This window comes from Streptomyces sp. NPDC057136, from assembly GCF_042670885.1.
Taxonomy (GTDB): domain Bacteria; phylum Actinomycetota; class Actinomycetes; order Streptomycetales; family Streptomycetaceae; genus Streptomyces.
Genome location: NZ_JBHUUV010000003.1, coordinates 170,093 through 193,228, shown reverse-complemented (window position 1 = coordinate 193,228; position 23,136 = coordinate 170,093). Strand labels below are relative to the sequence as shown.

21 protein-coding genes are annotated in these 23,136 nt (G+C 68.1%); 20 read left to right on the top strand and 1 reads right to left on the bottom strand.

The window, feature by feature from the left end:
- The first annotated feature begins 349 nt into the window (after nt 1-349).
- From rho to ACFT7S_RS05210, 20 genes are all read left to right on the top strand, one after another.
- On the top strand, nt 350-2,434 hold the full coding sequence (rho, locus tag ACFT7S_RS05305) for a transcription termination factor Rho (RefSeq protein WP_382727218.1): 2,085 nt from the start codon (nt 350-352) through the stop codon (nt 2,432-2,434).
- Between the two features lie 280 nt (nt 2,435-2,714).
- Nucleotides 2,715-4,490, top strand: coding sequence for a trypsin-like serine protease (locus tag ACFT7S_RS05300; RefSeq protein WP_382727216.1), 1,776 nt, complete (start codon nt 2,715-2,717; stop codon nt 4,488-4,490).
- Between the two features lie 137 nt (nt 4,491-4,627).
- The gene (locus ACFT7S_RS05295) at nt 4,628-5,752 is read left to right on the top strand and encodes an LCP family protein (RefSeq protein ID WP_382727213.1); all 1,125 of its coding nucleotides are present in this window, start codon (nt 4,628-4,630) and stop codon (nt 5,750-5,752) included.
- 166 nt (nt 5,753-5,918) lie between these two features.
- On the top strand, nt 5,919-6,143 hold the full coding sequence (rpmE, locus tag ACFT7S_RS05290) for a 50S ribosomal protein L31 (protein ID WP_382727210.1): 225 nt from the start codon (nt 5,919-5,921) through the stop codon (nt 6,141-6,143).
- 149 nt (nt 6,144-6,292) lie between these two features.
- Nucleotides 6,293-7,369, top strand: coding sequence for a peptide chain release factor 1 (gene prfA, locus ACFT7S_RS05285; RefSeq protein ID WP_382727209.1), 1,077 nt, complete (start codon nt 6,293-6,295; stop codon nt 7,367-7,369).
- A gap of 40 nt (nt 7,370-7,409) precedes the next feature.
- Nucleotides 7,410-8,255 carry a peptide chain release factor N(5)-glutamine methyltransferase gene (prmC, locus tag ACFT7S_RS05280; RefSeq protein WP_382727206.1) on the top strand — a complete coding sequence of 282 codons (846 nt, stop codon included), beginning with the start codon at nt 7,410-7,412 and terminating at the stop codon, nt 8,253-8,255.
- A 64-nt stretch (nt 8,256-8,319) separates the two neighbouring features.
- Complete coding sequence (locus ACFT7S_RS05275) at nt 8,320-8,967, top strand: L-threonylcarbamoyladenylate synthase (RefSeq protein WP_382727203.1); 648 nt, start codon at nt 8,320-8,322, stop codon at nt 8,965-8,967.
- A complete protein-coding gene (locus ACFT7S_RS05270; RefSeq protein WP_382727201.1) occupies nt 8,964-9,605 on the top strand; it encodes a protein-tyrosine-phosphatase in 642 nt (213 codons plus the stop codon). The genes ACFT7S_RS05275 and ACFT7S_RS05270 overlap by 4 nt, the downstream gene beginning before the upstream one ends.
- Before the next feature lie 156 nt (nt 9,606-9,761).
- Complete coding sequence (gene glyA / locus ACFT7S_RS05265; RefSeq protein ID WP_382727198.1) at nt 9,762-11,042, top strand: serine hydroxymethyltransferase; 1,281 nt, start codon at nt 9,762-9,764, stop codon at nt 11,040-11,042.
- 84 nt (nt 11,043-11,126) lie between these two features.
- A complete protein-coding gene (locus ACFT7S_RS05260) occupies nt 11,127-12,491 on the top strand; it encodes an MraY family glycosyltransferase (RefSeq protein WP_382727195.1) in 1,365 nt (454 codons plus the stop codon).
- A gap of 263 nt (nt 12,492-12,754) precedes the next feature.
- Nucleotides 12,755-13,192 (top strand): hypothetical protein, encoded by a 438-nt coding sequence (locus tag ACFT7S_RS05255; RefSeq protein ID WP_382727677.1) that lies wholly within the window; start codon nt 12,755-12,757, stop codon nt 13,190-13,192.
- Nucleotides 13,193-13,417: 225 nt separating this feature from the next.
- Nucleotides 13,418-14,239: a F0F1 ATP synthase subunit A gene (gene atpB, locus ACFT7S_RS05250; protein ID WP_382727192.1), complete on the top strand. Its 822-nt coding sequence runs from the start codon at nt 13,418-13,420 to the stop codon at nt 14,237-14,239.
- A 71-nt stretch (nt 14,240-14,310) separates the two neighbouring features.
- Entirely contained in the window at nt 14,311-14,541 is a 231-nt protein-coding gene (gene atpE / locus ACFT7S_RS05245) for an ATP synthase F0 subunit C (RefSeq protein WP_250967599.1), read from the top strand.
- A 45-nt stretch (nt 14,542-14,586) separates the two neighbouring features.
- The gene (locus tag ACFT7S_RS05240; protein ID WP_382727189.1) at nt 14,587-15,132 is read left to right on the top strand and encodes a F0F1 ATP synthase subunit B; all 546 of its coding nucleotides are present in this window, start codon (nt 14,587-14,589) and stop codon (nt 15,130-15,132) included.
- Nucleotides 15,129-15,944: a F0F1 ATP synthase subunit delta gene (locus tag ACFT7S_RS05235; RefSeq protein WP_382727186.1), complete on the top strand. Its 816-nt coding sequence runs from the start codon at nt 15,129-15,131 to the stop codon at nt 15,942-15,944. Before ACFT7S_RS05240 ends, ACFT7S_RS05235 begins: the two co-directional genes overlap by 4 nt.
- Nucleotides 15,945-16,087: 143 nt before the next feature.
- Entirely contained in the window at nt 16,088-17,659 is a 1,572-nt protein-coding gene (atpA, locus tag ACFT7S_RS05230) for a F0F1 ATP synthase subunit alpha (RefSeq protein ID WP_173315996.1), read from the top strand.
- Nucleotides 17,660-17,662: 3 nt separating this feature from the next.
- Entirely contained in the window at nt 17,663-18,580 is a 918-nt protein-coding gene (locus tag ACFT7S_RS05225) for a F0F1 ATP synthase subunit gamma (RefSeq protein WP_382727183.1), read from the top strand.
- Nucleotides 18,580-20,022, top strand: a complete 1,443-nt coding sequence (gene atpD, locus ACFT7S_RS05220) for a F0F1 ATP synthase subunit beta (RefSeq protein ID WP_382727180.1) — start codon at nt 18,580-18,582, stop codon at nt 20,020-20,022. The genes ACFT7S_RS05225 and atpD overlap by 1 nt, the downstream gene beginning before the upstream one ends.
- Nucleotides 20,023-20,131: 109 nt before the next feature.
- Complete coding sequence (locus tag ACFT7S_RS05215; protein WP_382727177.1) at nt 20,132-20,509, top strand: F0F1 ATP synthase subunit epsilon; 378 nt, start codon at nt 20,132-20,134, stop codon at nt 20,507-20,509.
- A 133-nt stretch (nt 20,510-20,642) separates the two neighbouring features.
- On the top strand, nt 20,643-21,089 hold the full coding sequence (locus ACFT7S_RS05210; protein WP_382727174.1) for a DUF2550 domain-containing protein: 447 nt from the start codon (nt 20,643-20,645) through the stop codon (nt 21,087-21,089).
- Nucleotides 21,090-21,204: 115 nt separating this feature from the next.
- On the opposite strand, the gene ACFT7S_RS05205 is transcribed toward ACFT7S_RS05210, so the two are convergent.
- On the bottom strand, nt 21,205-23,082 hold the full coding sequence (locus ACFT7S_RS05205) for a glycosyl hydrolase family 18 protein (protein ID WP_382727172.1): 1,878 nt from the start codon (nt 23,080-23,082) through the stop codon (nt 21,205-21,207).
- Between the last annotated feature and the right edge of the window lie 54 nt (nt 23,083-23,136).

The window sequence follows — 23,136 nt, the reverse complement described above, 5'->3', positions numbered from 1 at the left end:
TGGAGCCGGTAGTGTTAACCTCAAGTCTGCAACCGACGTCTTTGTGGCGCGTTGCTTCGTGTCCCCGTCCGGGACCACCATTCTTCCGGGAGCCTCCCCAACTGCCTGAGCAGCCTGCCTGAGCAGTTTCGAGCACGCTCCGGAACCGGCACGACACCCTCTTGCTATGTCCAGGAGTGGGCCGAGCAGGGGGATCTCGCGCCGGACCCCGCACATTCATCTCTCCGCCGTACCCGGCGGACCACCGCCCCGGCACGGTCCGCGATCGAGAAGATCACAGACCGCAGTCGGACAGCACAACCGGTCGCCGAGCCAGAAGGCCGACGTCCGCTCCAGGGAAGGACCCTTCGTGAGCGACACCACCGATCTGATGGGCGTGACTGCCGACAAGAGCGTCGACAGCGCCGCGCCCGCCGAAGGTGCTGCCACTGGCACCACCGCACGGCGCCGCCGCTCTGGCACCGGCCTCGATGGCATGGTCCTGGCCGAGCTGCAGCAGGTCGCGTCCGGCCTCGGCATCAGGGGCACTGCGCGGATGCGCAAGAGCCAGCTGATCGAGGTCATCAAGGAGGCGCAGGCCGGGGGCTCCTCCGCACCCAAGACTGCCTCCAAGGCCGCTGCGGCCCCCGCCGGTACGGACACCGAGAGCAAGCCGAAGCGGCGTGCCACGTCCAAGGCGCGCACCGGGGACGAGGCCGCCGCCTCGCCCGAGAGCAAGGCCACGGCCCAGCAGCAGATCGACATCCCCGGTCAGCCGGCCAATGACGAACAGCCCACGGGCGAGCGTCGTCGGCGCCGTGCGACCGCGCAGGCGGGCAGCCCCGACACCAAGACCGACGTCAGGACGGAACCGCAGGCCGAGCCGAAGAGCGAGGCCCGTGGCGAAGACCGCGGCGAGGCGAAGGGCGAGGCGAAGGCCGAGTCCGCCGTCGACAACGCCGAGGGCCGCCGCGGCGACCGTCAGGACCGCGGCCAGCGCGGTGAGCGTGGCGACCGCGGTGAGCGTGGGGACCGCGGTGAGCGTCGCGAGCGTCAGCGTGAGCGCCGCGGCAAAGGCGACGACCAGGGCCAGCAGGGCGGCGGCGGCCAGCGGCCGCAGCGCCAGGGCCAGGGTCAGACCCAGAGCCAGGGCCAGGGCCAGCAGGGCCAGGGCCAGCAGGGTGGCGGCCCCCAGGACGACGGTTTCGACGACGAGGGTGGCCGCCGCGGCCGCCGTGGCCGTTACCGGGACCGCCGTGGCCGTCGTGGCCGCGAGGACACCTTCGCTCCCGACGTACAGGTTGCCGACGACGACGTCCTGATCCCCGTCGCGGGCATCCTGGACATCCTCGACAACTACGCGTTCATCCGGACCTCCGGCTACCTGCCCGGTCCGAACGACGTGTACGTCTCGCTCGCACAGGTCCGCAAGAACGGCCTGCGCAAGGGTGACCACGTCACGGGCGCGGTCCGCCAGCCCAAGGACGGCGAGCGCCGCGAGAAGTTCAACGCGCTGGTCCGCCTCGACTCGGTCAACGGCATGGCGCCGGAAACCGGCCGCGGCCGCCCCGAGTTCCAGAAGCTCACGCCGCTCTACCCGCAGGACCGGCTCCGCCTGGAGACCGACTCCAACATCCTGACCACCCGGATCGTCGACCTGGTCGCCCCCATCGGCAAGGGCCAGCGTGGCCTCATCGTGGCCCCGCCGAAGACCGGTAAGACCATGATCCTGCAGGCCATCGCCAACGCGATCACGGTCAACAGCCCCGAGTGCCACCTGATGGTCGTCCTGGTCGACGAGCGTCCGGAAGAGGTCACCGACATGCAGCGGTCGGTGAAGGGCGAGGTCATCTCCTCGACCTTCGACCGCCCCGCCGAGGACCACACCACGGTCGCCGAGCTGGCCATCGAGCGCGCCAAGCGTCTCGTCGAGCTGGGTCACGACGTGGTCGTCCTGCTCGACTCGATCACCCGTCTGGGCCGTGCGTACAACCTCGCGGCACCGGCGTCCGGACGCATCCTGTCCGGTGGTGTCGACTCGACCGCGCTGTACCCGCCGAAGCGCTTCTTCGGTGCCGCGCGCAACATCGAGGACGGCGGCTCGCTGACCATCCTGGCCACCGCGCTCGTCGAGACCGGCTCGCGCATGGACGAGGTGATCTTCGAGGAGTTCAAGGGCACCGGCAACATGGAGCTCAAGCTCGACCGGAAGCTCTCGGACAAGCGCATCTTCCCGGCGGTGGACGTCGACGCGTCCAGCACCCGTAAGGAAGAAATCCTTCTCGGCGCCGACGAATTGGCAGTCGTCTGGAAGCTGCGCCGGGTGCTGCACGCACTCGACCAGCAGCAGGCGATCGAGCTGCTGCTCGACCGCATGAAGAAGACCCAGTCCAACGCCGAGTTCCTTCTGCAGATTCAGAAGACGACTCCCGGCAGCGGCAATGGGAACGACTGAACAAAAAGCTGAATCGGGACAGTTCAACCGTCCCTGAAATCCGCCCCGTTACTTCGGTGACGGGGCGGATTCTTTTTACCTTCCTCCGCAGTCCCCCTTTTGTTGATCCTGGCGTAATATCTGCGTCAGTTGAGGTGGGGGGCCATCCCGGCAGCACCGCAGAGGCGAAAGCCCTTCTTTGTGCTGCCCTGCTGCGGGCAGTTGTTCTGCCGAGCCCCCGCCATCCCACGATCCGGCGGAGCTTTCGCGCACCGCCGGTTCCGATACGAAGGATCGCCGCGTGCATATACGCACCAGGGGGGGCCGGCACTCGCGCCGGCTCAAGCTCGCCGTTCCGGCCGTAGCTGTCACCGTCCTCGCCCTCGTGGGCACGGGGCTCACGATGTCCAGCTCCCAGGCCGAAGAGCCGGTTCCGACCGTGGCGGCAGGAGCCGTGGACCGGCCCGCCGGCCCGTCGAAGTCCGCGCTGCTCGAGCGTGTGGCCGACTCGGCCGAGGCGGACCGCAAGGCCCTCGCGCCGTCCAAGCTCAACGCCACGGACGACCCGGGTCCCGCCCCGATGGTCATCGGCGGCACGGAGACGTCCATTTCCACCGCCCCGTGGATGGCACAGCTCTGGTACCACGACGACAACGGGACCCCGAGCGACGCCAACGACGACCTGGGCTTCTTCTGCGGTGGCGTGGTCATCGCGCCCACCAAGATCGCCACGGCCGCGCACTGCGTCAAGGGCTTCGACTGGTCGGCGAACGGCGCGGTCGTGACCGGAGCCGACTCCACCGAGACGACCGGCACCGGGACCGTGACGTGGCCCTACCGTCAGTGGTCCAACCCGCTGTACGCGGACAACAACGGCGCGGCGGACAACGACATCGCGGTGCTCACGCTCAACGACGCGGCCACCGTCAAGCCGCTGCCCGTGATGTCCAAGACGGACACGGCTCTCTACACGGCCGGCACCCAGGCCAAGGTCTACGGCTGGGGCCGCACCAGCTCGACCAACAACGAGATCTCCACGACTCTGCGTACGGCGACGCTGCCGATCGTCTCGGACACGGCGTGCGCCAACTCGTACGGGAGCTGGTTCAAGGCCGGACACATGGTCTGCGCGGGCAAGACGGGCGCGACCGACGCCGAGACGACCGGCGCCTGCAACGGTGACTCCGGCGGCCCGCTCGTGGTCGGTGGCAAGCTGGTCGGCATCGTGTCGTGGGGCATCACGGACTGTGTCGGAGAGGGCGCGTACAGCGTCTTCACCAAGGTGAGCAGCTACGTTCCCGCCATCAACGCGCGGGCGTACGACACCAATCTGAACTGGGACCACCGCGCGGACCTGCTGGCCCGCAAGGCATCGACGAACACCATGTACGCGTTCCTCTCGACCGGCACTGGCATGTCGAAGTACACCTTCGGCAGCAACTGGGGCGGCCTCAACGTCCTGCTCCAGACGGACCTCAACCGGGACGACTATCAGGACCTGCTCTACCGCACCAGCGACGGCAGCCTGTACTGGGACTGGACCAACCCGGCGACCCAGGAATGGGAGTCCAAGCGGATCGCCACCGGCTGGGGCTCGCGCAAGCAGATCCTGGCGCCCGGCGACCTGACCAGTGACGGTCACCCCGACATCCTGTCGACGGACTCCGCCGGTGTCTTCTGGCTGTACCCCGGCAAGGGCAACGGCTCCTTCGCCACCCGGGTCAAGATCGGTGGCGGCGGTCTCAGCTACAGCATGGTCCGCGGCAGCGGCGACTTCACGAACGACGGCAAGGCCGACATCATCGCCCGCGGCAGCGGCGGCAAGATCTACCTCTTCAAGGGCACCGGCAAGGCGAGCGCCCCGTTCGCTTCCAAGGTCCTCGTCAGGACCTGGGACGTCGCCAACGCGCTCGTCACCACGGGTGACTTCAGCGGCGACGGCATCGCGGACATCATCGTCCGCGTGAAGACCGGCGAGCTGTACCTCTACCCGGGCACCGGCCAGGCCAACAGCAACATCTTCGGCGCCCGCAAGCTGCTGGGCACCGGAGCGTCGAGCTACAACCTGTTCGGCTGATCCTTGCTCGGCTGATCACAGCCCCGCAGCAGCCCTGCAAAGAACCCCCGCGTGTTCGAACGCGGGGGTTCTTTGCATATTGGAACAATCATGTGTAAGTCTTTTCAGCCGCAAACCCCGTCACGGAATGTGAGCAGATGCCGGACCACACGAGCGAGATCACGCGGACCGGACCGCGGCGCACAGGCGCCACGGGCCGCCGCCGCAAGAGCCCCGAGCGCAGCCCCCGGCGCACGGCGCTGCGCGTGTCCGCATGGGTGCTCGCCGCGGCCGTCGTGCTGGGCGGCGCGGGCTCCGGATACGTCTACTTCAAGCTGGACGGCAACCTCTCCAGCGTCGACATCGACGCCAAGCTGGGCGGCGACCGGCCCGACGACGTCGACAACGGCTCCCAGGACATCCTGGTGCTCGGCTCCGACTCCCGTTCCGGAGCCAACGACGCATACGGCGAGGACGAGGGCACCGCCCGGTCGGACACGGCGATGGTGGTGCACGTCGACAAGGGACACACGTCGGCCTCCGTCGTCTCCATCCCCCGGGACACGATCATCGAGCGCCCCGCCTGCACCGGCGATGTCGCCGGTGAACCGGTGGCTTCGGACGACCGGGCGATGTTCAACACGGCGTACGAGGTCGGCGGACCGGCCTGTGCGGTGAAGACCGTCGAAGCGATGTCCGGCATTCGCATGGATCACTACATCGAGGTCGACTTCACCGGCTTCAAGAAGCTCATTGACGAACTCGGTGGTGTCGACGTCACCACCGAGCAGGCGATCAGTGATTCCAAGAGCCATCTGAATCTGCAGCCCGGCACGCACAGGCTCGACGGGGAGGAGTCGCTCGGGCTCGTCCGCACCCGCAAGAGTGTCGGCGACGGAAGCGACCTGGGCCGTATCCAGCTGCAGCAGGCGTTCGTAAAGGCGCTGATGGAACGGACGAAGAGTGTCGGTGTGTTTTCCAGTCCGAAGAAACTCCTCGGGCTCGCCGACGCGGCCACGAAGGCCGTCACCACCGACTCCGGCCTCGGTTCGGTAAAGAAACTCACGTCATTCGCGAACGGGCTGAAGGGCCTCGGCCCGAAGAATGTCCATATGGTCACGATGCCCGTGCAGTACGACCCGGCCGACCCCAACCGTGTCGTCCCCATGGAGAAGTCGTCCCGGCAGGTCTGGGCGGCCCTGAAGCAGGACCGGGTGATCCCCGCGTCGGCCACCGTGAAATCCGCGGGCGACAAGGGAACGGCCGGCCAGGTCGTCCAGTGACGCCGTTCCGTCCGGTGACGCCGTTTCCGGCGGGCCGGGAATACGTGGGGCCGGACCCCGGTTTTGGGAGATACGGCCAGTCCTGGCAGACTGGTACGTCGGCCCCGGTTCACGGACGCGCAATCCGCGCGGACGACCCGGAGCCCTCCCGAAACTAGGAGACACCTTGAAGCGCGACATTCACCCCGAGTACGTCGAGACCCAGGTCAGCTGTACCTGCGGTGCGTCGTTCACCACCCGGAGCACCATCGGCAACGGCGCCATCCGCGCCGAGGTCTGCTCCGAGTGCCACCCGTTCTACACGGGCAAGCAGAAGATCCTCGACACCGGTGGCCGCGTGGCCCGCTTCGAGGCCCGCTTCGGCAAGGCTGCCGGCTCCGCCAGCAAGTAGCGAGCCACTGCGCCGGTTCTCGACGCCCTCATTCCAGGGGGCGTCGGGACCGGCGTTTTTTCCGGCCGGACGTCCGGGGGCGCCCCCCGGAACCCCCGGACAGCACGCCCTCCAGCAGGCCCGTTGACGTAACTAACCAGGAGCCCCCGATGTTCGAGGCGGTCGAGGAACTGATCGGTGAACATGCCGATCTCGAGAAGAAGCTCGCCGACCCGTCGGTCCACGCGGACCAGGCCAACGCGCGCAAGCTCAACAAGCGCTACGCGGAGCTGACCCCGATCGTCTCCACGTACCTGTCCTGGAAGCGCACCGGCGACGACATCGAGACCGCTCGCGAGTTCGCGGCCGACGACCCGGACTTCGCCGCCGAGGTGAAGGACCTGGAGAAGCAGCGCGAAGCACTCACCGAGAAGCTCCGCCTCCTCCTCGTCCCGCGCGACCCCAGCGACGACAAGGACGTGCTCCTGGAGATCAAGGCGGGCGCGGGCGGCGACGAGTCCGCCCTGTTCGCCGGCGATCTGCTGCGTATGTATCTGCGCTACGCCGAGCGCGTCGGCTGGAAGACCGAGATCATCGACTCCACCGAGTCCGAGCTCGGCGGCTACAAGGACGTCCAGGTCGCCGTGAAGACCAAGGGCGGCAACGGTGCCACCGAGCCCGGCCAGGGCGTGTGGGCCCGGATGAAGTACGAGGGCGGCGTGCACCGTGTGCAGCGCGTGCCCTCCACCGAGTCCCAGGGCCGTATCCACACCTCGGCCGCCGGAGTGCTCGTCACGCCCGAGGCGGAAGAGGTCGAGGTCGAGATCCACGCCAACGACCTGCGTATCGACGTCTACCGCTCCTCCGGTCCCGGCGGCCAGTCCGTCAACACGACCGACTCCGCGGTCCGCATCACGCACCTGCCGACCGGTGTCGTCGCCTCCTGCCAGAACGAGAAGAGCCAGCTCCAGAACAAGGAGCAGGCCATGCGTATCCTGCGTTCCCGGCTCCTCGCCGCGGCCCAGGAAGCGGCCGAGCAGGAAGCCTCCGACGTCCGCCGCAGCCAGGTCCGTACCGTCGACCGCTCCGAGAAGATCCGCACGTACAACTTCCCGGAAAACCGGATCTCGGACCACCGCGTCGGCTTCAAGGCGTACAACTTGGACCAGGTGCTCGACGGTGACCTCGATGCCGTCATCCAGGCATGCGTCGACGCCGACTCGGCCGCCAAGCTCGCCAACGCGTAACCCGCCCGCCCCGCCCGTAACCCCCGTACGGAGAACCGCGATGAACCTGCTGCTCGCCGAGGTGGCCCAGGCCACCCAGCGGCTGGCCGACGCCGGTGTCCCTTCACCGCGATTCGACGCCGAGGAACTCGCCGCCTTCGTGCACGGCGTCAAGCGGGGCGAGCTGCACAACGTGCCGGACCGGGACTTCGACGCCCGCTACTGGGAGACCATCGCCCGCCGTGAGGCCCGCGAACCCCTCCAGCACATCACCGGTCGCGCCTTCTTCCGCTACCTGGAGCTCCAGGTGGGGCCCGGTGTCTTCGTGCCCCGCCCGGAGACCGAATCCGTCGTCGGCTGGGCCATAGACGCCGTCCGCGCTATGGATGTCGTCGAACCGCTCATCGTCGATCTCTGTACGGGATCGGGTGCCATCGCCCTCGCGATGGCACAGGAGGTGCCGCGCTCGCGTGTGCACGGTGTGGAGCTGTCCGAGGACGCCCTCACATGGACCAGGAAGAACGCCGAGGGGTCCAGGGTCACCGTCCACCGCGGGGACGCCGCTACGGCCCTTCCCGAGCTCGACGGCCAGGTCGACCTGGTCATCTCCAACCCGCCGTACATCCCGCTCACCGAGTGGGAGTACGTGGCGCCCGAGGCCCGTGACCACGACCCGCAGATGGCCCTCTTCTCCGGCGAGGACGGCCTCGACCTCATCCGGTCCATCGAACGGACCGCACACCGCCTGCTGCGTCCCGGCGGCCTCGTCGTCATCGAGCACGCCGATACCCAGGGCGGCCAGGTGCCGTGGATCTTCACCGAGGAGCGGGGCTGGGCCGACGCGGCCGACCACCCCGACCTGAATAACCGGCCCCGTTTCGCGACCGCCCGCAAGGCCATGCCGTGACCGGCGATCCGGACCCGCACGACCCGTACCCGCCATACCCGTACATGCTTGAGGAGGCCGGCTGATGGCACGGCGATACGACTGCAACGACGCGACCGACCGTACGACCGGCCTGCGTGAGGCCGCGTCCGCCGTCCGCCGCGGCGAACTGGTCGTGCTGCCCACCGACACCGTGTACGGGCTCGGTGCGGATGCCTTCAGCTCCGAGGGTGTCAGCGATCTGCTCGACGCCAAGGGCCGCGGCCGCAATATGCCGACCCCTGTCCTGATCGGCTCCCCGAACACCCTGCACGGCCTGGTCACGGACTTCTCCGAGCAGGCGTGGGAGCTCGTCGACGCCTTCTGGCCCGGCGCGCTCACCCTCGTCGCCAAGCACCAGCCCTCGCTCCAGTGGGACCTCGGCGACACCCGGGGCACCGTCGCCATCCGGATGCCCCTGCACCCGGTGGCCATCGAGCTGCTCACCGAAGTCGGCCCGATGGCCGTCTCCAGTGCCAACCTCACCGGACACCCCTCGCCGGAGGACTGCGACGCCGCCCAGGAGATGCTGGGCGACTCCGTCTCCGTCTACCTCGACGGCGGTCCGACGCCCGGCATCGTGCCGTCCTCCATCGTCGACGTCACGGGCAAGATCCCGGTCCTGCTGCGCGCCGGCGCGCTCTCCGTAGAGGAGCTGCGCAAGGTGGTACCCGACCTCGAGGTGGCCAATTGACCGCCCCTGAGGGGCGTGGCATAGCGCGGCAGACCGACACTTTCCGCATCCTCCACGTCAGCACCGGCAACGTCTGCCGCTCACCGATCACCGAGCGGCTGACCCGGCATGCCCTGGTGGACCGCCTCGGCGATCCGCTCAGCGGCGGCCTGATCGTGGAGAGCGCGGGCACCTGGGGGCACGAAGGCGCCCCCATGGAGGCCAACGCCGAGGTCGTCCTCGCCGACTTCGGCGCCGACGCCACCGGCTTCGTCGGCCGCGAGCTGCTCGACGAGCACGTGATCCGCGCCGACCTCGTGCTCACCGCCACCCGCGACCACCGGGCCCAGGTGATCTCCATGGGCCACTCGGCCGGGCTGCGGACGTTCACGCTCAAGGAGTTCACCCGGCTCGTCCGGGCCATAGACCCCGCCACGCTCCCGGACGCGCGCGACGAGGGCGTCGTCGAGCGCGCGCGCGCCCTGGTGCGCGCGGCGGCGGCGCTGCGCGGCTGGCTGCTGGCCCCCACCGCGGAGGCGGACGAGGTGTACGACCCGTACGGCGCCCCGATCACGTTCTTCCGCTCCATCGGCGACGAGATCAACCAGGCCCTCGACCCCGTCGTCACGGCGCTGACAGGCGTACAGACCCCGCACTGACGCCGTCGCCGTCGGGCGCAGGCACCCGCACTGAGCCCTATGGCGCACAGGTCGTGCGCCGACCGGCCTACTGGGCCGTCCGGCAGCAGGCAGTGGTCCGCGCACGGGCCTACATTGGTCTGAGAGCCCACCCCTCCCCAGGCCCGGAGCCGTCAGATGCCGGTCACCACTCCAGCCGCACCCGCAGCCGTGTCCCGCTCGCGCACAGCCCTCCCGCAGGACTTCGGCGCCCTGCTCCGGCACGACCCGGAGATCGCCGACGTGCTGCTGGGGGAGGCGGACCGGCAGGCCGGCACCCTCCAGCTGATCGCCGCCGAGAACTTCACCTCGCCCGCGGTCCTCGCCGCCCTCGGCTCCCCGCTCGCCAACAAGTACGCCGAGGGCTACCCCGGCGCTCGTCACCACGGCGGCTGCGAACAGGCCGACGCCGCCGAACGCATCGCGATCCAGCGGGCCACCGCGCTCTTCGGCGCCGAGCACGCCAACGTCCAGCCGCACTCCGGCTCCTCGGCAGTCCTCGCCGCCTACGCCGCCCTGCTGCGCCCCGGCGACACGGTGCTGGCCATGGGACTCCCGTACGGGGGACACCTCACCCATGGCTCGCCCGCCAACTTCTCCGGCCGCTGGTTCGAGTTCGTCGGCTACGGCGTGGACCCCGACAGCGGTCTGATCGACTACGCACAGGTCCGCGCCCTGGCCCGGGCCCGGCGCCCCAAGGCCATCGTGTGCGGTTCCATCTCGTACCCCCGGCACCCCGACTACGAGCTGTTCCGGGAGATCGCCGACGAGGTCGGTGCGTATCTGATCGCCGACGCCGCCCACCCGATGGGCCTGATCGCCGGGGGAGCGGCGCCCAGCCCCGTGCCGTACGCGGACGTGGTCTGCGCGACCACGCACAAGGTGCTGCGGGGGCCGCGCGGCGGCATGATCCTCTGCGGTCCGGAACTGGCGGAGCGGATCGACCGCGCGGTGTTCCCGTTCACCCAGGGCGGCGCCCAGATGCACACGGTCGCGGCAAAGGCCGTCGCCTTCGGTGAGGCGGCGACTCCGGCGTTCGCGCTGTACGCCCATCAGGTGGTCGCCCATGCGCGGGTACTCGCCGCCGGGCTGGAGGCCGAGGGCTTCGACGTCACCACCGAGGGCACCGACACCCATCTGATCGTCGCGGACCCGGCTCCCCTGGGCGTCGACGGCCGCACCGCCCGCGAGCGGCTGGCGGCGGCGGGTGTGGTCCTGGACACCTGCGCCCTGCCCTACGGCGACGCCCGGGGCATCAGGCTGGGCACGGCCGCCGTCACCACGCAGGGCATGGACGAAGCCGATATGGTGCGGATCGCGGCGCTCTTCGGTGCGGCGGTCCGGGAGACCGGCGACGCCGGCCATCTGCTGGCGGACGTGCGGGAACTCACGGCGATGAATCCGCCCTATCCGGGGTAGGCGAAGCAGGTGCAACCATCTCCCGTACCGTGGAGTCCTTGTTCTTGAGGCTAGGGTGTGGGGCTGAGATGGTCGGCGATTTCTGTGGGGCAGCCCGTGCGTGATTACCTGCTGACGCTCTGTGTCACGGCCGCAGTTACCTATCTGCTGACCGGACCGGTGCGAAAGTTCGCCATCGCGATCGGGGCCATGCCCGCGATCCGTGCGCGTGATGTACACCGAGAACCGACACCGCGGCTCGGTGGCATCGCCATGTTCGGCGGACTGTGCGCGGGACTGATCGTCGCCGCCCATCTGAACAACCTCACGGATGTCTTCGAACTCTCCAACGAGCCAAGGGCGTTGCTCTCCGGCGCCGCGCTGATCTGGCTGATCGGCGTCCTGGACGACAAGTTCGAACTCGACGCACTGATCAAGCTCGGCGGGCAGATGATCGCCGCCGCCGTCATGGTCATCCAGGGCCTCACGGTCCTGTGGCTGCCGATCCCCGGCGTGGGCACGGTCGCCCTCACCCAGTGGCAGGGCACGCTGCTCACGGTCGCGCTGGTCGTCATCACCATCAACGCGGTGAACTTCGTGGACGGCCTGGACGGCCTGGCGGCCGGCATGGTGTGCATCGCCTCCGCCGCGTTCTTCCTCTACACCTACCGGCTCTGGTACGGGTACGGGATCGAGGCGGCCGCCCCCGCGACGCTCTTCGCGGCGATCCTGATGGGCATGTGCCTCGGGTTCCTGCCGCACAACATGCACCCCGCGCGGATCTTCATGGGCGACTCCGGATCGATGCTGATCGGTCTGGTCCTCGCGGCGGGCGCGATCTCCGTCACCGGACAGGTGGACCCGGACACGATGAAGCTGTTCGAGGGCAGCGAGCGGCAGGCGACCCACGCGATGCTGCCGGTCTTCATCCCGCTGCTCCTGCCGCTGACGATCATCGCGATCCCGGCCGCCGACCTGGTGCTGGCGATCGTGCGGCGCACCTGGAACGGTCAGTCGCCGTTCGCCGCCGACCGCGGGCATCTGCACCACCGGCTGCTGGAGATCGGCCACTCGCACAGCCGGGCCGTCATGATCATGTACTTCTGGTCCGCCTTGATCGCCTTCGGTGCGGTCGGGTACTCGGTCCACTCGGCGTCGATGTGGATCGTGCTCACGATCATGGGTGCGAGTGCGGTGGGCCTGATCCTGCTGCTGATGCCCCGCTTCACGCCCCGCACCCCGGACTGGGCCGACTCGTTCGTACCGCCCCGCTACCGGCGCCGCAGGCACGTGGCCAGGTCGCAACACGTGGTCGCGTACGGGCAACAGGGCCCGGACGACCCGCAGATGGCGCCGGAGGCCCCTGAGCGGACCCCGGTGGCGGTCGGAGTCTCGGGCGTCAACGGGGCGACGGCGATCGGCTCCCGCGGGCGTACGCACGAGCGGCGCAGGGCCGATTCATCGCGTTGACGTTTCGGACATCAATGCCCTTTACCAGACAATGCGTTGGTTTGTCCCGCGCAAACGCGCAGGGTCACTCTCATGTGTGACAGTTGGCACACTTTTCAGGTAAAGACCTCATCAAATAGTTTGTGATACCGTTCACGAGACCCGGTGGTAGAGCCGAAGGACCTTGGTAAGAGGGTCCATTGGCCGAGCATCGACTCGCGCCGGGCCTACGCTCGTCCATGACGACACCTACTGCCCACCCCCTGCAGAGCGGAGTTGCCGCCATGCCGTCCAACGACGTCCGGACCCTCCTCCAGACCGCCGTACCCACTGCTGCCGTCGGCGCTGTCGCCGCCGCGATCAGCGGTGCGGTCGCCGGCGGCAAGGGAGTCCTGGGTGCGGTCGTTGCGACGCTGGTGGTGATCCTCTTCATGGGGATCGGGCTGGTCGTTCTGCAACGGACCGCCAGGTCCCTCCCGCACCTGTTCCAGGCGATGGGGCTGATGCTGTACACGGCACAGCTCCTGCTGCTGTTCATTTTCGTCGCCGCGTTCAAGAACACCGAGGTGTTCAACCCGAAGGCCTTCGCGATCACGCTGGTCGCGACGACTCTCGCGTGGATCGGCGCACAGGCGCGTGCGCACATGAAGGCCAAGATCCTTTACGTCGAACCCGACTCCGACAAGGGCGACAAGCCCAAGAACTCGGGGTCTTCGACGTGAAGGGTAGGGGCGGAATAAGCGCAGGTTCGGGACCCTGCTATCGTCCGGTTCCAACTGCGGCACTGCGGGCGCGGGCATGTGAGCTGACGCCTGCTCGATCGCGAGGCTCAATGCCTGACTGCCGCTCACACATCCGTAACACCAGTCCAGTGCCGAACCGCGGCTGCGCGCCGCGCCGACACAACGAGGTTGCCGTACCTATGCGCCACGCTGAAGGAGCCCGCGGTGAGTGCTGACCCGACACAGGTGCTCGCCTTCGAGACCGATTGCCACATCTTCGACGGTTGTGGTTTCCCGGCACCCGGCTTGCACTCGTTCCTGTTCGAGCCGCTGTGGGGTGACCCGGACAGCAACTTGTACTTCAACAAGCCGATGCTGCTCGCGCTCCTCGGTTCGCTCATCATCGTCGGCTTCTTCTGGGCGGCTTTCCGCAAGCCCAAGATGGTCCCCGGCAAGCTGCAGTCGATCGCGGAGGTGGGTTACGACTTCATCCGCCGCGGCATCGTCTACGAGACGATCGGCAAGCGCGAGGGTGAGAAGTACGTCCCCCTCGTCGTCTCGCTGTTCTTCTTCGTCTGGATGATGAACCTCTGGTCGATCATTCCGGTCGCCCAGTTCCCGGTGACGTCGATCATCGCGTACCCGGCTGTACTGGCTGCGATCGTCTACGTGCTGTGGGTCAGCCTGACCTTCAAGCGCCACGGCTTCATCGGTGGCTGGAAGAACATCACGGGCTACGACAAGTCGCTCGGCCCGGTGCTTCCGCTGGCCATGTTCATCGAGTTCTTCTCGAACCTGCTGGTCAGGCCGTTCACCCACGCGGTGCGACTCTTCGCGAACATGTTTGCTGGTCACACCCTCCTGCTGCTGTTCACGATCGCCAGCTGGTACCTGCTCAACGGCATCGGTATCGCCTACGCCGGCGTCTCGTTCGTGATGGTCATCGTGATGACCGCGTTCGAGCTCTTTGTCCAGGCGCTGCAGGCGTACGTCTTCGTACTCCTGACCTGCACCTTCATTCAGGGCGCGCTCGCCAAGCACCACTGAGCACCCGTCCCTGTCCCCAGTCGTCCGGTGGCCAACCCCCACCGGTCCGTGAAAGAGAAGGAAGAACTGGCATGTCCCAGACCCTTGCTGCCGTCACCGGCTCCCTCGGCTCCATTGGTTACGGCCTCGCCGCCATCGGCCCCGGCGTCGGCGTCGGCATCATCTTCGGTAACGGCACCCAGGCTCTTGCCCGTCAGCCCGAGGCTGCCGGTCTCATCCGCGCCAACCAGATCCTCGGCTTCGCCTTCTGTGAGGCGCTCGCCCTCATCGGTCTGGTCATGCCGTTCGTCTACGGCCAGTAAAGATCTTCGGATCTACGACCAGCCCACTAGACGAAAGGCACTGATGTGAGCCAGCTGCTTACGGTCGCGGCTGAGGAGATGGAAAGTCCCCTCATCCCGCCGATTCCAGAGCTCGTCATCGGCCTCATCGCCTTCCTCATCGTCTTCGGTCTCCTCGCCTGGAAGCTTCTCCCGAACATCAACAAGGTTCTGGACGAGCGTCGCGAGGCCATCGAAGGCGGTATCGAAAAGGCCGATGCGGCCCAGACCGAGGCCCAGAGCGTTCTTGAGCAGTACAAGGCTCAGCTCGCCGAGGCCCGCCACGAAGCCGCTCGTATGCGCCAGGAGGCGCAGGAGCAGGGTGTCGTCATCATCCAGGAGATGAGGGCGGAAGGTCAGCGGCAGCGCGAAGAGATCATCGCCGCCGGCCACGCCCAGATCGAGGCCGACCGCAAGGCCGCGTCCTCCGCGCTGCGTCAGGACGTGGGCACGCTCGCCACCGCCCTGGCCGGCAAGCTCGTCGGCGAGTCCCTCGAGGACCACGCCCGGCAGAGCGGCACCGTCGACCGTTTCCTCGATGAACTCGAGGCGAAGGCCGAGGCCGTCCGATGAACGGAGCGAGCCGCGAGGCACTGGCTGGCGCACGTGAGCGTCTCGACGCACTGACCGACAACACGTCGGTCGACGCGGCGAAGCTCGCCGAGGAGCTGGCAGCCGTCACCGCGCTGCTCCACCGCGAGGTATCGCTGCGCCGGGTCTTCACCGACCCGTCGCAGAGCGGCGAGGCCAAGGCCGAGCTGGCCGGACGACTGCTGAGCGGTCAGGTGGGCGGCGAAGCCGTGGACCTGGTCTCCGGCATGGTCCGTTCCCGCTGGTCGCAGTCGCGTGACCTGGTCGACTCGGTCGAGGAGCTGGCGAACACCGCAGACCTCACCGCGGCCCAGCGCGCGGGTGCACTCGACGACGTCGAGGACGAGCTCTTCCGGTTCGGCCGGATCGTCGGTTCCGACAAGGAACTGCGTTCCGCCCTGACCAGCCGGACCGCGTCCACCGCCGCCAAGAGCGAGCTGCTCCGCAGCCTGCTCGGCGGCAAGGCGCAGCCCGTCACCGAGCGAGTCGTCACGCGCCTCGTGACCCAGCCCCGTGGACGTAGCCTGGAGGCGGGACTCGACTCCCTGTCCAAGCTCGCCGCGGAGCGCCGGGACCGCATGGTCGCCGTCGTCACCTCGGCGGTACCGCTGTCCGATCGGCAGAAGCAGCGCCTCGGCGCCGCCCTGGCGAAGATCTACGGCCGGCAGATGCACCTGAACCTGGACGTGGACCCCGCGGTCCTCGGCGGGATCTCGGTGCGCGTCGGTGACGAGGTCATCAACGGCACGATCGCGGAGCGCCTCGAAGAGGCCACCCGCCGGATGGCCGGCTGACAGCGCGCAGCGCACAAGCACCAACTGAACGAGCAAGAACAGCGGCCCGGTTGGGCCGTGCAGAAATTGCAGAAGATTCCTGGGGGTCGCCCCCAGACCCCCTTAAGAAACTTCGGGCCCAACAAGGAGAGCAGGGAACCCAGATGGCGGAGCTCACGATCCGGCCGGAGGAGATCCGGGACGCGCTGGAGAACTTTGTCCAGTCGTACAAGCCGGACGCGGCCTCGCGCGAGGAGGTCGGTACGGTCAGCGTTGCCGGCGACGGCATCGCGAAGGTGGAGGGCCTGCCCTCCGCTATGGCGAACGAGCTGCTGAAGTTCGAGGACGGAACCCTCGGTCTCGCCCTCAACCTCGAGGAGCGCGAGATCGGTGCGATCGTCCTCGGCGAGTTCAGCGGAATCGAAGAGGGCCAGCCGGTGCAGCGCACCGGTGAGGTGCTCTCCGTCGGCGTAGGCGAGGGTTACCTCGGCCGCGTCGTCGACCCGCTCGGCAACCCGATCGACGGTCTCGGCGAGATCGCGACCGACAGCCGCCGCGCGCTCGAGCTGCAGGCCCCTGGCGTCATGGTCCGCAAGTCGGTGCACGAGCCGATGCAGACCGGCTACAAGGCCGTCGACGCCATGGTGCCGATCGGCCGCGGCCAGCGTCAGCTGATCATTGGTGACCGTCAGACGGGTAAGACCGCTCTGGCCGTCGACACGATCATCAACCAGCGCGACAACTGGCGCTCGGGCGACGTGAACAAGCAGGTGCGCTGCATCTACGTCGCCATCGGTCAGAAGGGGTCCACCATCGCCTCCGTGCGTGGTGCCCTCGAAGAGGCCGGCGCGCTCGAGTACACGACCATCGTCGCCGCCCCGGCGTCCGACCCGGCTGGCTTCAAGTACCTGGCGCCGTACACCGGTTCGGCCATCGGCCAGCACTGGATGTACGCCGGCAAGCACGTCCTGATCATCTTCGACGACCTGTCGAAGCAGGCCGACGCCTACCGCGCCGTGTCGCTGCTGCTGCGCCGCCCGCCGGGCCGTGAGGCATACCCGGGCGACGTCTTCTACTTGCACTCGCGTCTGCTGGAGCGTTGCGCCAAGCTCTCCGACGAGATGGGCAAGGGCTCGATGACGGGTCTCCCGATCGTCGAGACCAAGGCGAACGACGTGTCGGCGTTCATTCCGACCAACGTCATCTCCATCACCGACGGCCAGTGCTTCCTGGAGTCCGACCTGTTCAACGCGGGTCAGCGTCCGGCGCTCAACGTCGGTATCTCGGTCTCCCGAGTCGGTGGCTCCGCCCAGCACAAGGCCATGAAGCAGGTCTCCGGCCGTCTTCGTGTGGACCTCGCCCAGTACCGCGAGCTGGAGGCGTTCGCCGCCTTCGGTTCCGACCTGGACGCGGCCTCCAAGGCTTCGCTGGAGCGCGGTAAGCGCATGGTCGAGCTGCTGAAGCAGCCGCAGTACGCCCCCTTCCCGGTCGAGGAGCAGGTCGTCTCCGTCTGGGCCGGCACCACCGGCAAGATGGACGACGTCCCGGTCGAGGACATCCGTCGCTTCGAGAGCGAGCTGCTGGAGTACCTGCGCCGCGAGCGCAAGGACCTCCTGACCAGCATCGCCGAGGGCGGCAAGATGTCCGACGACACGCTGCAGTCGATCGCTGACGCGATCGCCGCCTTCAAGCAGCAGTTCGAGACCTCGGACGGCAAGCTTCTGGGCGAGGGCTGATCGATGGGCGCTCAGCTTCGCGTTTACAAGCGCCGCATCCAAGCCGTCACCGCGACCAAGAAGATCACCAAGGCGATGGAAATGATCGCCGCCTCGCGCATCGTCAAGGCGCAGCGCAAGGTGCAGGCTTCGATGCCGTACGCGACCGAGCTGAACCGTGCGGTGACCGCGGTGGCGACCGGCTCCACCACCAAGCACCCGCTCACCACCGAAGCCGAGTCCCCGGCCCGCGCCGCAGTCCTGCTCATCACGAGCGACCGCGGTCTGGCCGGCGGCTACTCCTCCAACGCCATCAAGGCGGCGGAGCGGCTCCGGGAGCGGCTCGCAGGTGAGGGCAAGGAGGTCGACACGTACATCGTCGGCCGCAAGGGTGTCGCCTACTACGGCTTCCGCGAGCGCAAGGTCGCGGAGTCCTGGACCGGCTTCACCGACAGCCCGGCGTACGGGGATGCCAAGAATGTCGCCGCGCCCCTGATCGAGGCCATCCAGAAGGACTCGGCCGAGGGCGGCGTCGACGAACTGCACATCGTCTTCACCGAGTTCGTGTCGATGATGACGCAGAACCCGGTGGACAACCGGATGCTGCCGCTCTCGCTCGACAAGGTTGCGGAGGAGAGCGGTACGAAGGGCGAGATCCTTCCGCTGTTCGACTTCGAGCCGTCGGCGGAGGACGTCCTCGACGCCCTCCTGCCGCGCTACGTCGAGAGCCGTATCTACAACGCACTGCTGCAGGCTGCTGCTTCCGAGCACGCCGCCCGCCGCCGCGCGATGAAGTCGGCGACCGACAACGCCGGGGATCTCATCAAGAGCCTCTCCCGGCTTGCCAACGCGGCCCGCCAGGCCGAAATCACCCAGGAAATCAGCGAGATCGTCGGCGGTGCCAGTGCTCTGGCCGACGCGACCGCGGGGAGTGACAAGTAATGACGACCACTGTTGAGACGGCCGCTGCCACGGGCCGCGTCGCCCGGGTCATCGGCCCGGTCGTCGACGTGGAGTTCCCCGTCGACGCGATGCCGGAGATCTACAACGCACTGCACGTCGAGGTCGACGACCCGGCCGAGGACGGCGCTCGCAAGACGCTGACCCTCGAAGTCGCCCAGCACCTGGGTGACGGCGTGGTCCGTGCGATCTCGATGCAGCCCACCGACGGTCTGGTCCGCCAGGCCCCGGTGACCAACACCGGCAAGGGCATCATGGTGCCGGTCGGTGACATCACCAAGGGCAAGGTGTTCAACACCCTCGGTCAGATCCTGAACGAGCCGGAAGCCGAAGCTCAGATCACCGAGCGCTGGCCGATCCACCGCAAGGCCCCGGCCTTCGACCAGCTCGAGTCCAAGACCGAGATGTTCGAGACCGGCCTGAAGGTCGTCGACCTGCTGACCCCGTACGTCAAGGGCGGCAAGATCGGTCTGTTCGGTGGTGCGGGCGTCGGCAAGACGGTCCTCATCCAGGAAATGATCATGCGCGTGGCGAAGCTGCACGACGGTGTGTCGGTGTTCGCCGGCGTCGGTGAGCGTACCCGTGAGGGCAACGACCTCATCGACGAGATGACGGACTCGGGTGTTCTGGAGAAGACCGCGCTGGTCTTCGGCCAGATGGACGAGCCGCCGGGCACGCGTCTTCGCGTGGCCCTGTCCGCCCTGACCATGGCGGAGTACTTCCGCGATGTGCAGAAGCAGGACGTGCTGCTCTTCATCGACAACATTTTCCGCTTCACGCAGGCCGGTTCCGAGGTCTCCACGCTGCTCGGCCGTATGCCGTCCGCAGTGGGTTACCAGCCGACCCTGGCCGACGAGATGGGTGTGCTCCAGGAGCGCATCACCTCGACGCGTGGTCACTCGATCACCTCGATGCAGGCGATCTACGTCCCCGCGGACGACCTGACCGACCCGGCCCCGGCCACCACGTTCGCCCACCTCGACGCGACGACGGTTCTTTCCCGTCCGATCTCCGAGAAGGGCATCTACCCGGCCGTGGACCCGCTGGACTCCACGTCCCGCATCCTGGACCCGCGCTACATCACGCAGGACCACTACGACACGGCTACCCGTGTCAAGGGAATCCTGCAGAAGTACAAGGACCTCCAGGACATCATCGCGATCCTCGGTATCGACGAGCTGGGCGAGGAGGACAAGCTCGTTGTCCACCGTGCCCGTCGCGTCGAGCGCTTCCTGTCGCAGAACACCCACGCCGCCAAGCAGTTCACCGGCCTGGACGGTTCGGACGTGCCGCTCGACGAGTCGATCGCCGCGTTCAACTCGATCTGCGACGGTGAGTACGACCACTTCCCGGAGCAGGCGTTCTTCATGTGCGGTGGCATTGAGGACCTCAAGGCCAACGCCAAGGAGCTCGGCGTCTCCTGAGCCTCCGGCTCACCGAGGGGGGTGGGTGTGTCCCGCCCCCCTCACCACGCCCCGTAGAATTGACCCAACACCCGGCTCGACCGCCGGGTGGTGACCCGAGGAGCCACCCTTGGCTGCTGAGCTGCATGTCGAGCTGGTCGCCGCGGACCGCAGTGTCTGGTCCGGCGAGGCCACCCTGGTCGTCGCGCGTACCACGTCCGGCGACATCGGCGTCATGCCCGGTCACCAGCCGCTTCTCGGTGTGCTGGAATCGGGCCCGGTGACGATCCGTACCAGTGGAGGCGACACCGTCGTCGCCGCTGTGCACGGTGGATTCATCTCGTTCGCGGACGACAAGCTGTCGCTGCTGGCGGAGATCGCCGAGCTGGCGGACGAGATCGATGTCCAGCGCGCCGAGCGTGCGCTGGAGCGCGCGAAGTCGGACACGGACGGCGCCGCCGAGCGGCGCGCCGATGTACGACTGCGCGCGGTGGCGGTGCTGCACTAGCACCCCCGCCGACAGATGTTTTTACTCAGCCGCGGCCCGAGCTGGAATTCTCCAGACCGTGCCGCGGCTGAGGCAATGCAGATGCAGTTCGGTCCGGATATCCGTAATCGACGTTGCGAGGAGGTCGGTGGAGATGGTCCTCGCTCTGTGGGTTGGCGGTCTGGTCGTCGTACTGGTCCTGTTGGGTCTGTTCGTGTTCGGCCTGCGTCGCCGGCTGATCCAGCGCTCCGGCGGTACGTTCGACTGCAGTCTGCGCTGGGACATTTCCAAGGAACCGGACCCCACCGGCAAGGGCTGGGTGTACGGCGTCGCCCGCTACAGCGGCGACCGGGTCGACTGGTTCCGGGTCTTCTCCTACGATCCCCGTCCTCGCCGTGCCCTGGAGCGTGCCTCGATCGAGGTGGTCGCCCGTCGGCTGCCCGAGGGCGAGGAAGAGCTCGCGCTCCTGTCCGATTCCGTCGTGCTCGGCTGTCTCCACCGCGGGACGCGCCTGGAGCTGGCGATGAGCGAGGACGCCCTCACCGGCTTCCTCGCCTGGCTGGAGGCGGCGCCGCCCGGCCAGAGGGTGAACGTGGCCTGAGGGCCGTACACAGACAGCGAAAAACCGGGGAGACAGGGGACGGACCTGTCTCCCCGGCTGCTTTCCGGGGCTGTGCGGGCTGTGCGGGCTGTGCGGTGGTGCTACGGCACGGGGATTACTGGAGACCGCTGTTGATCGCGCTCACCAGTTCGCCGTTGGCGGTGTCACCGCTGAACTCCCAGAAGAAGGCGCCACCCAGCCCCTGGTTCTTCGCCCACGTCATCTTCGAGGTGACGGTGGCCGGGGTGTCGTAGCTCCACCAGTTGGTGCCGCAGTGGGCGTAGGCGGTGCCGGCGACGGTGCCGGTGGCCGGGCAGCTGTTCTTGAGGACCTTGTAGTCCTCGATGCCCGCTTCGTACGTTCCCTGGGCCGCGCCGGTCGCCGTGCCGCCCGGGGCGGACTGGGTGACGCCGGTCCAGCCGCGGCCGTAGAAGCCGATGCCGAGCAGCAGCTTCTTGGCGGGGACGCCCTTTGCCTTGAGCTTGGCGATCGCGTCGGCGGCGGTGAAGCCGGCCTGCGGGATGCCGGTGTACGAGGTGAGCGGCGAGTGCGGGGCCGTCGGGCCCTTGTCCGCCCAGGCGCCGAAGAAGTCGTACGTCATCACGTTGTACCAGTCCATGGACTGCGCGGCGCCCGCGTAGTCAGCGGCGTCGATCTTGCCGCCGGCGGAGCCGTCCGCGGTGATGGCGGCGGTGACGAGGTTGTTGGCGCCGAACTTGGTGCGCAGCGCGGAGGCGACGTTCTTCAGTGCGGCCGGGCCGCTGGTGTCACAGGTGAGACCGCAGGCGTTGGGGTACTCCCAGTCGATGTCGATGCCGTCGAAGACATCGGCCCAACGGGGGTCCTCCACCAGGTCGTAGCAGGACTGGGCGAACGCGGCCGGGTTCTGGGCCGCGGCACCGAAGCCGCCGGACCAGGTCCAGCCGCCGAAGGACCAGAGGACCTTGATGTTCGGGTACTTCGCCTTGAGCTTGCGCAGCTGGTTGAAGTTGCCGCGCAGCGGCTGGTCCCAGGTGTCCGCGACGCCGTCGACGGACTGGTCGGCCGTGTACGCCTTGTCGTAGTCGGCGTAGGCGTCACCGATGGTGCACTTGCCGCCCTGGACGTTGCCGAAGGCGTAGTTGATGTGCGTGATCTTCGCGGCGGAGCCGGACGTGTCCAGGTTCTTCACGTGGTAGTTGCGCCCGTAGACGCCCCACTCGGTGAAGTAGCCGAGCTTCACGTTGCCGCCCGGGTCGGGATTGCCGCCGCCACCGGTGGTGCGGACCGCGACCGAGCCGCTGACGGGCCCTGTCTGGTCGGCGGTGTCGCGGGCCTGCACGGTGTACGAGTAGTCGGTGCCCGCGGTCAGGCCGGTGTTGGTGTACGTCGTACCGGTAACCGTGGCGACCTTCGTGCCGTCACGCAGGACGTCGTAGTTCTTGATGCCGTTGTCGTCCGTCGCCGCGGTCCAGGTGAGCTTCGCCGAGGTGTCGGTGATGGAGCTCGCGGCGGGGGTGCCCGGCGCGGAGGGGGCGTTGTCGCCGGGGACGCTGCCGCCGTCACAGGAGGCGCCGCTCAGCTTGCAGCCGCTGGGGGAGCCGGAGCCGGTCCCGTTGAAGCCGAAGCTGATGCTGGCGCCGGGGGCTACGGAGCCGTTCCAGCTGAGGTTCTTGGCGGTCCAGTGGGTTCCGGAGCTGGTGACGGTGGCGTCCCAGGCGGAGGTGACCGCGGTGCCGGAGGGGAAGTCCCACTCGATCGTCCAGGAGGAGAGCGAGGTGGTTCCGGTGTTCTTCACCGTCCACTGGCCTTCGAAGCCGGTGCCCCAGTCGGACTTCTTGACGTAGGTGGCGGTCGCCGATGTGGCGGCCTCGGCGGGGCTGGCGAGGCCAACCATCGCCGCGAGCGGCAGAAGCAGAGCGGTGACGCCCGCTACGGCCTTGGATCGGATGGTGGTGCCGGTAATGAGTCGCTGTCTGAATCCGGCCCGGCGTGGGGGGGTCTCAGTGCTCAACGGTGCTCCTCGGGTGAGGTCCGACAAACGGGGGGTGGTCCGTGGACTGCAATC

What these genes read in the sequence shown, in the direction of transcription:
- ACFT7S_RS05275 (WP_382727203.1), top strand. Translation starts at nt 8,320, where the DNA reads ATGGCACGGCGATACGACTGCAACGACGCGACCGACCGTACGACCGGC.
- ACFT7S_RS05295 (WP_382727213.1), top strand. Translation starts at nt 4,628, where the DNA reads ATGCCGGACCACACGAGCGAGATCACGCGGACCGGACCGCGGCGCACA.
- prfA (WP_382727209.1), top strand. Translation starts at nt 6,293, where the DNA reads ATGTTCGAGGCGGTCGAGGAACTGATCGGTGAACATGCCGATCTCGAG.
- ACFT7S_RS05255 (WP_382727677.1), top strand. Translation starts at nt 12,755, where the DNA reads ATGCCGTCCAACGACGTCCGGACCCTCCTCCAGACCGCCGTACCCACT.
- atpD (WP_382727180.1), top strand. Translation starts at nt 18,580, where the DNA reads ATGACGACCACTGTTGAGACGGCCGCTGCCACGGGCCGCGTCGCCCGG.
- glyA (WP_382727198.1), top strand. Translation starts at nt 9,762, where the DNA reads ATGCCGGTCACCACTCCAGCCGCACCCGCAGCCGTGTCCCGCTCGCGC.
- prmC (WP_382727206.1), top strand. Translation starts at nt 7,410, where the DNA reads ATGAACCTGCTGCTCGCCGAGGTGGCCCAGGCCACCCAGCGGCTGGCC.
- atpA (WP_173315996.1), top strand. Translation starts at nt 16,088, where the DNA reads ATGGCGGAGCTCACGATCCGGCCGGAGGAGATCCGGGACGCGCTGGAG.
- atpE (WP_250967599.1), top strand. Translation starts at nt 14,311, where the DNA reads ATGTCCCAGACCCTTGCTGCCGTCACCGGCTCCCTCGGCTCCATTGGT.
- ACFT7S_RS05225 (WP_382727183.1), top strand. Translation starts at nt 17,663, where the DNA reads ATGGGCGCTCAGCTTCGCGTTTACAAGCGCCGCATCCAAGCCGTCACC.
- ACFT7S_RS05235 (WP_382727186.1), top strand. Translation starts at nt 15,129, where the DNA reads ATGAACGGAGCGAGCCGCGAGGCACTGGCTGGCGCACGTGAGCGTCTC.
- ACFT7S_RS05210 (WP_382727174.1), top strand. Translation starts at nt 20,643, where the DNA reads ATGGTCCTCGCTCTGTGGGTTGGCGGTCTGGTCGTCGTACTGGTCCTG.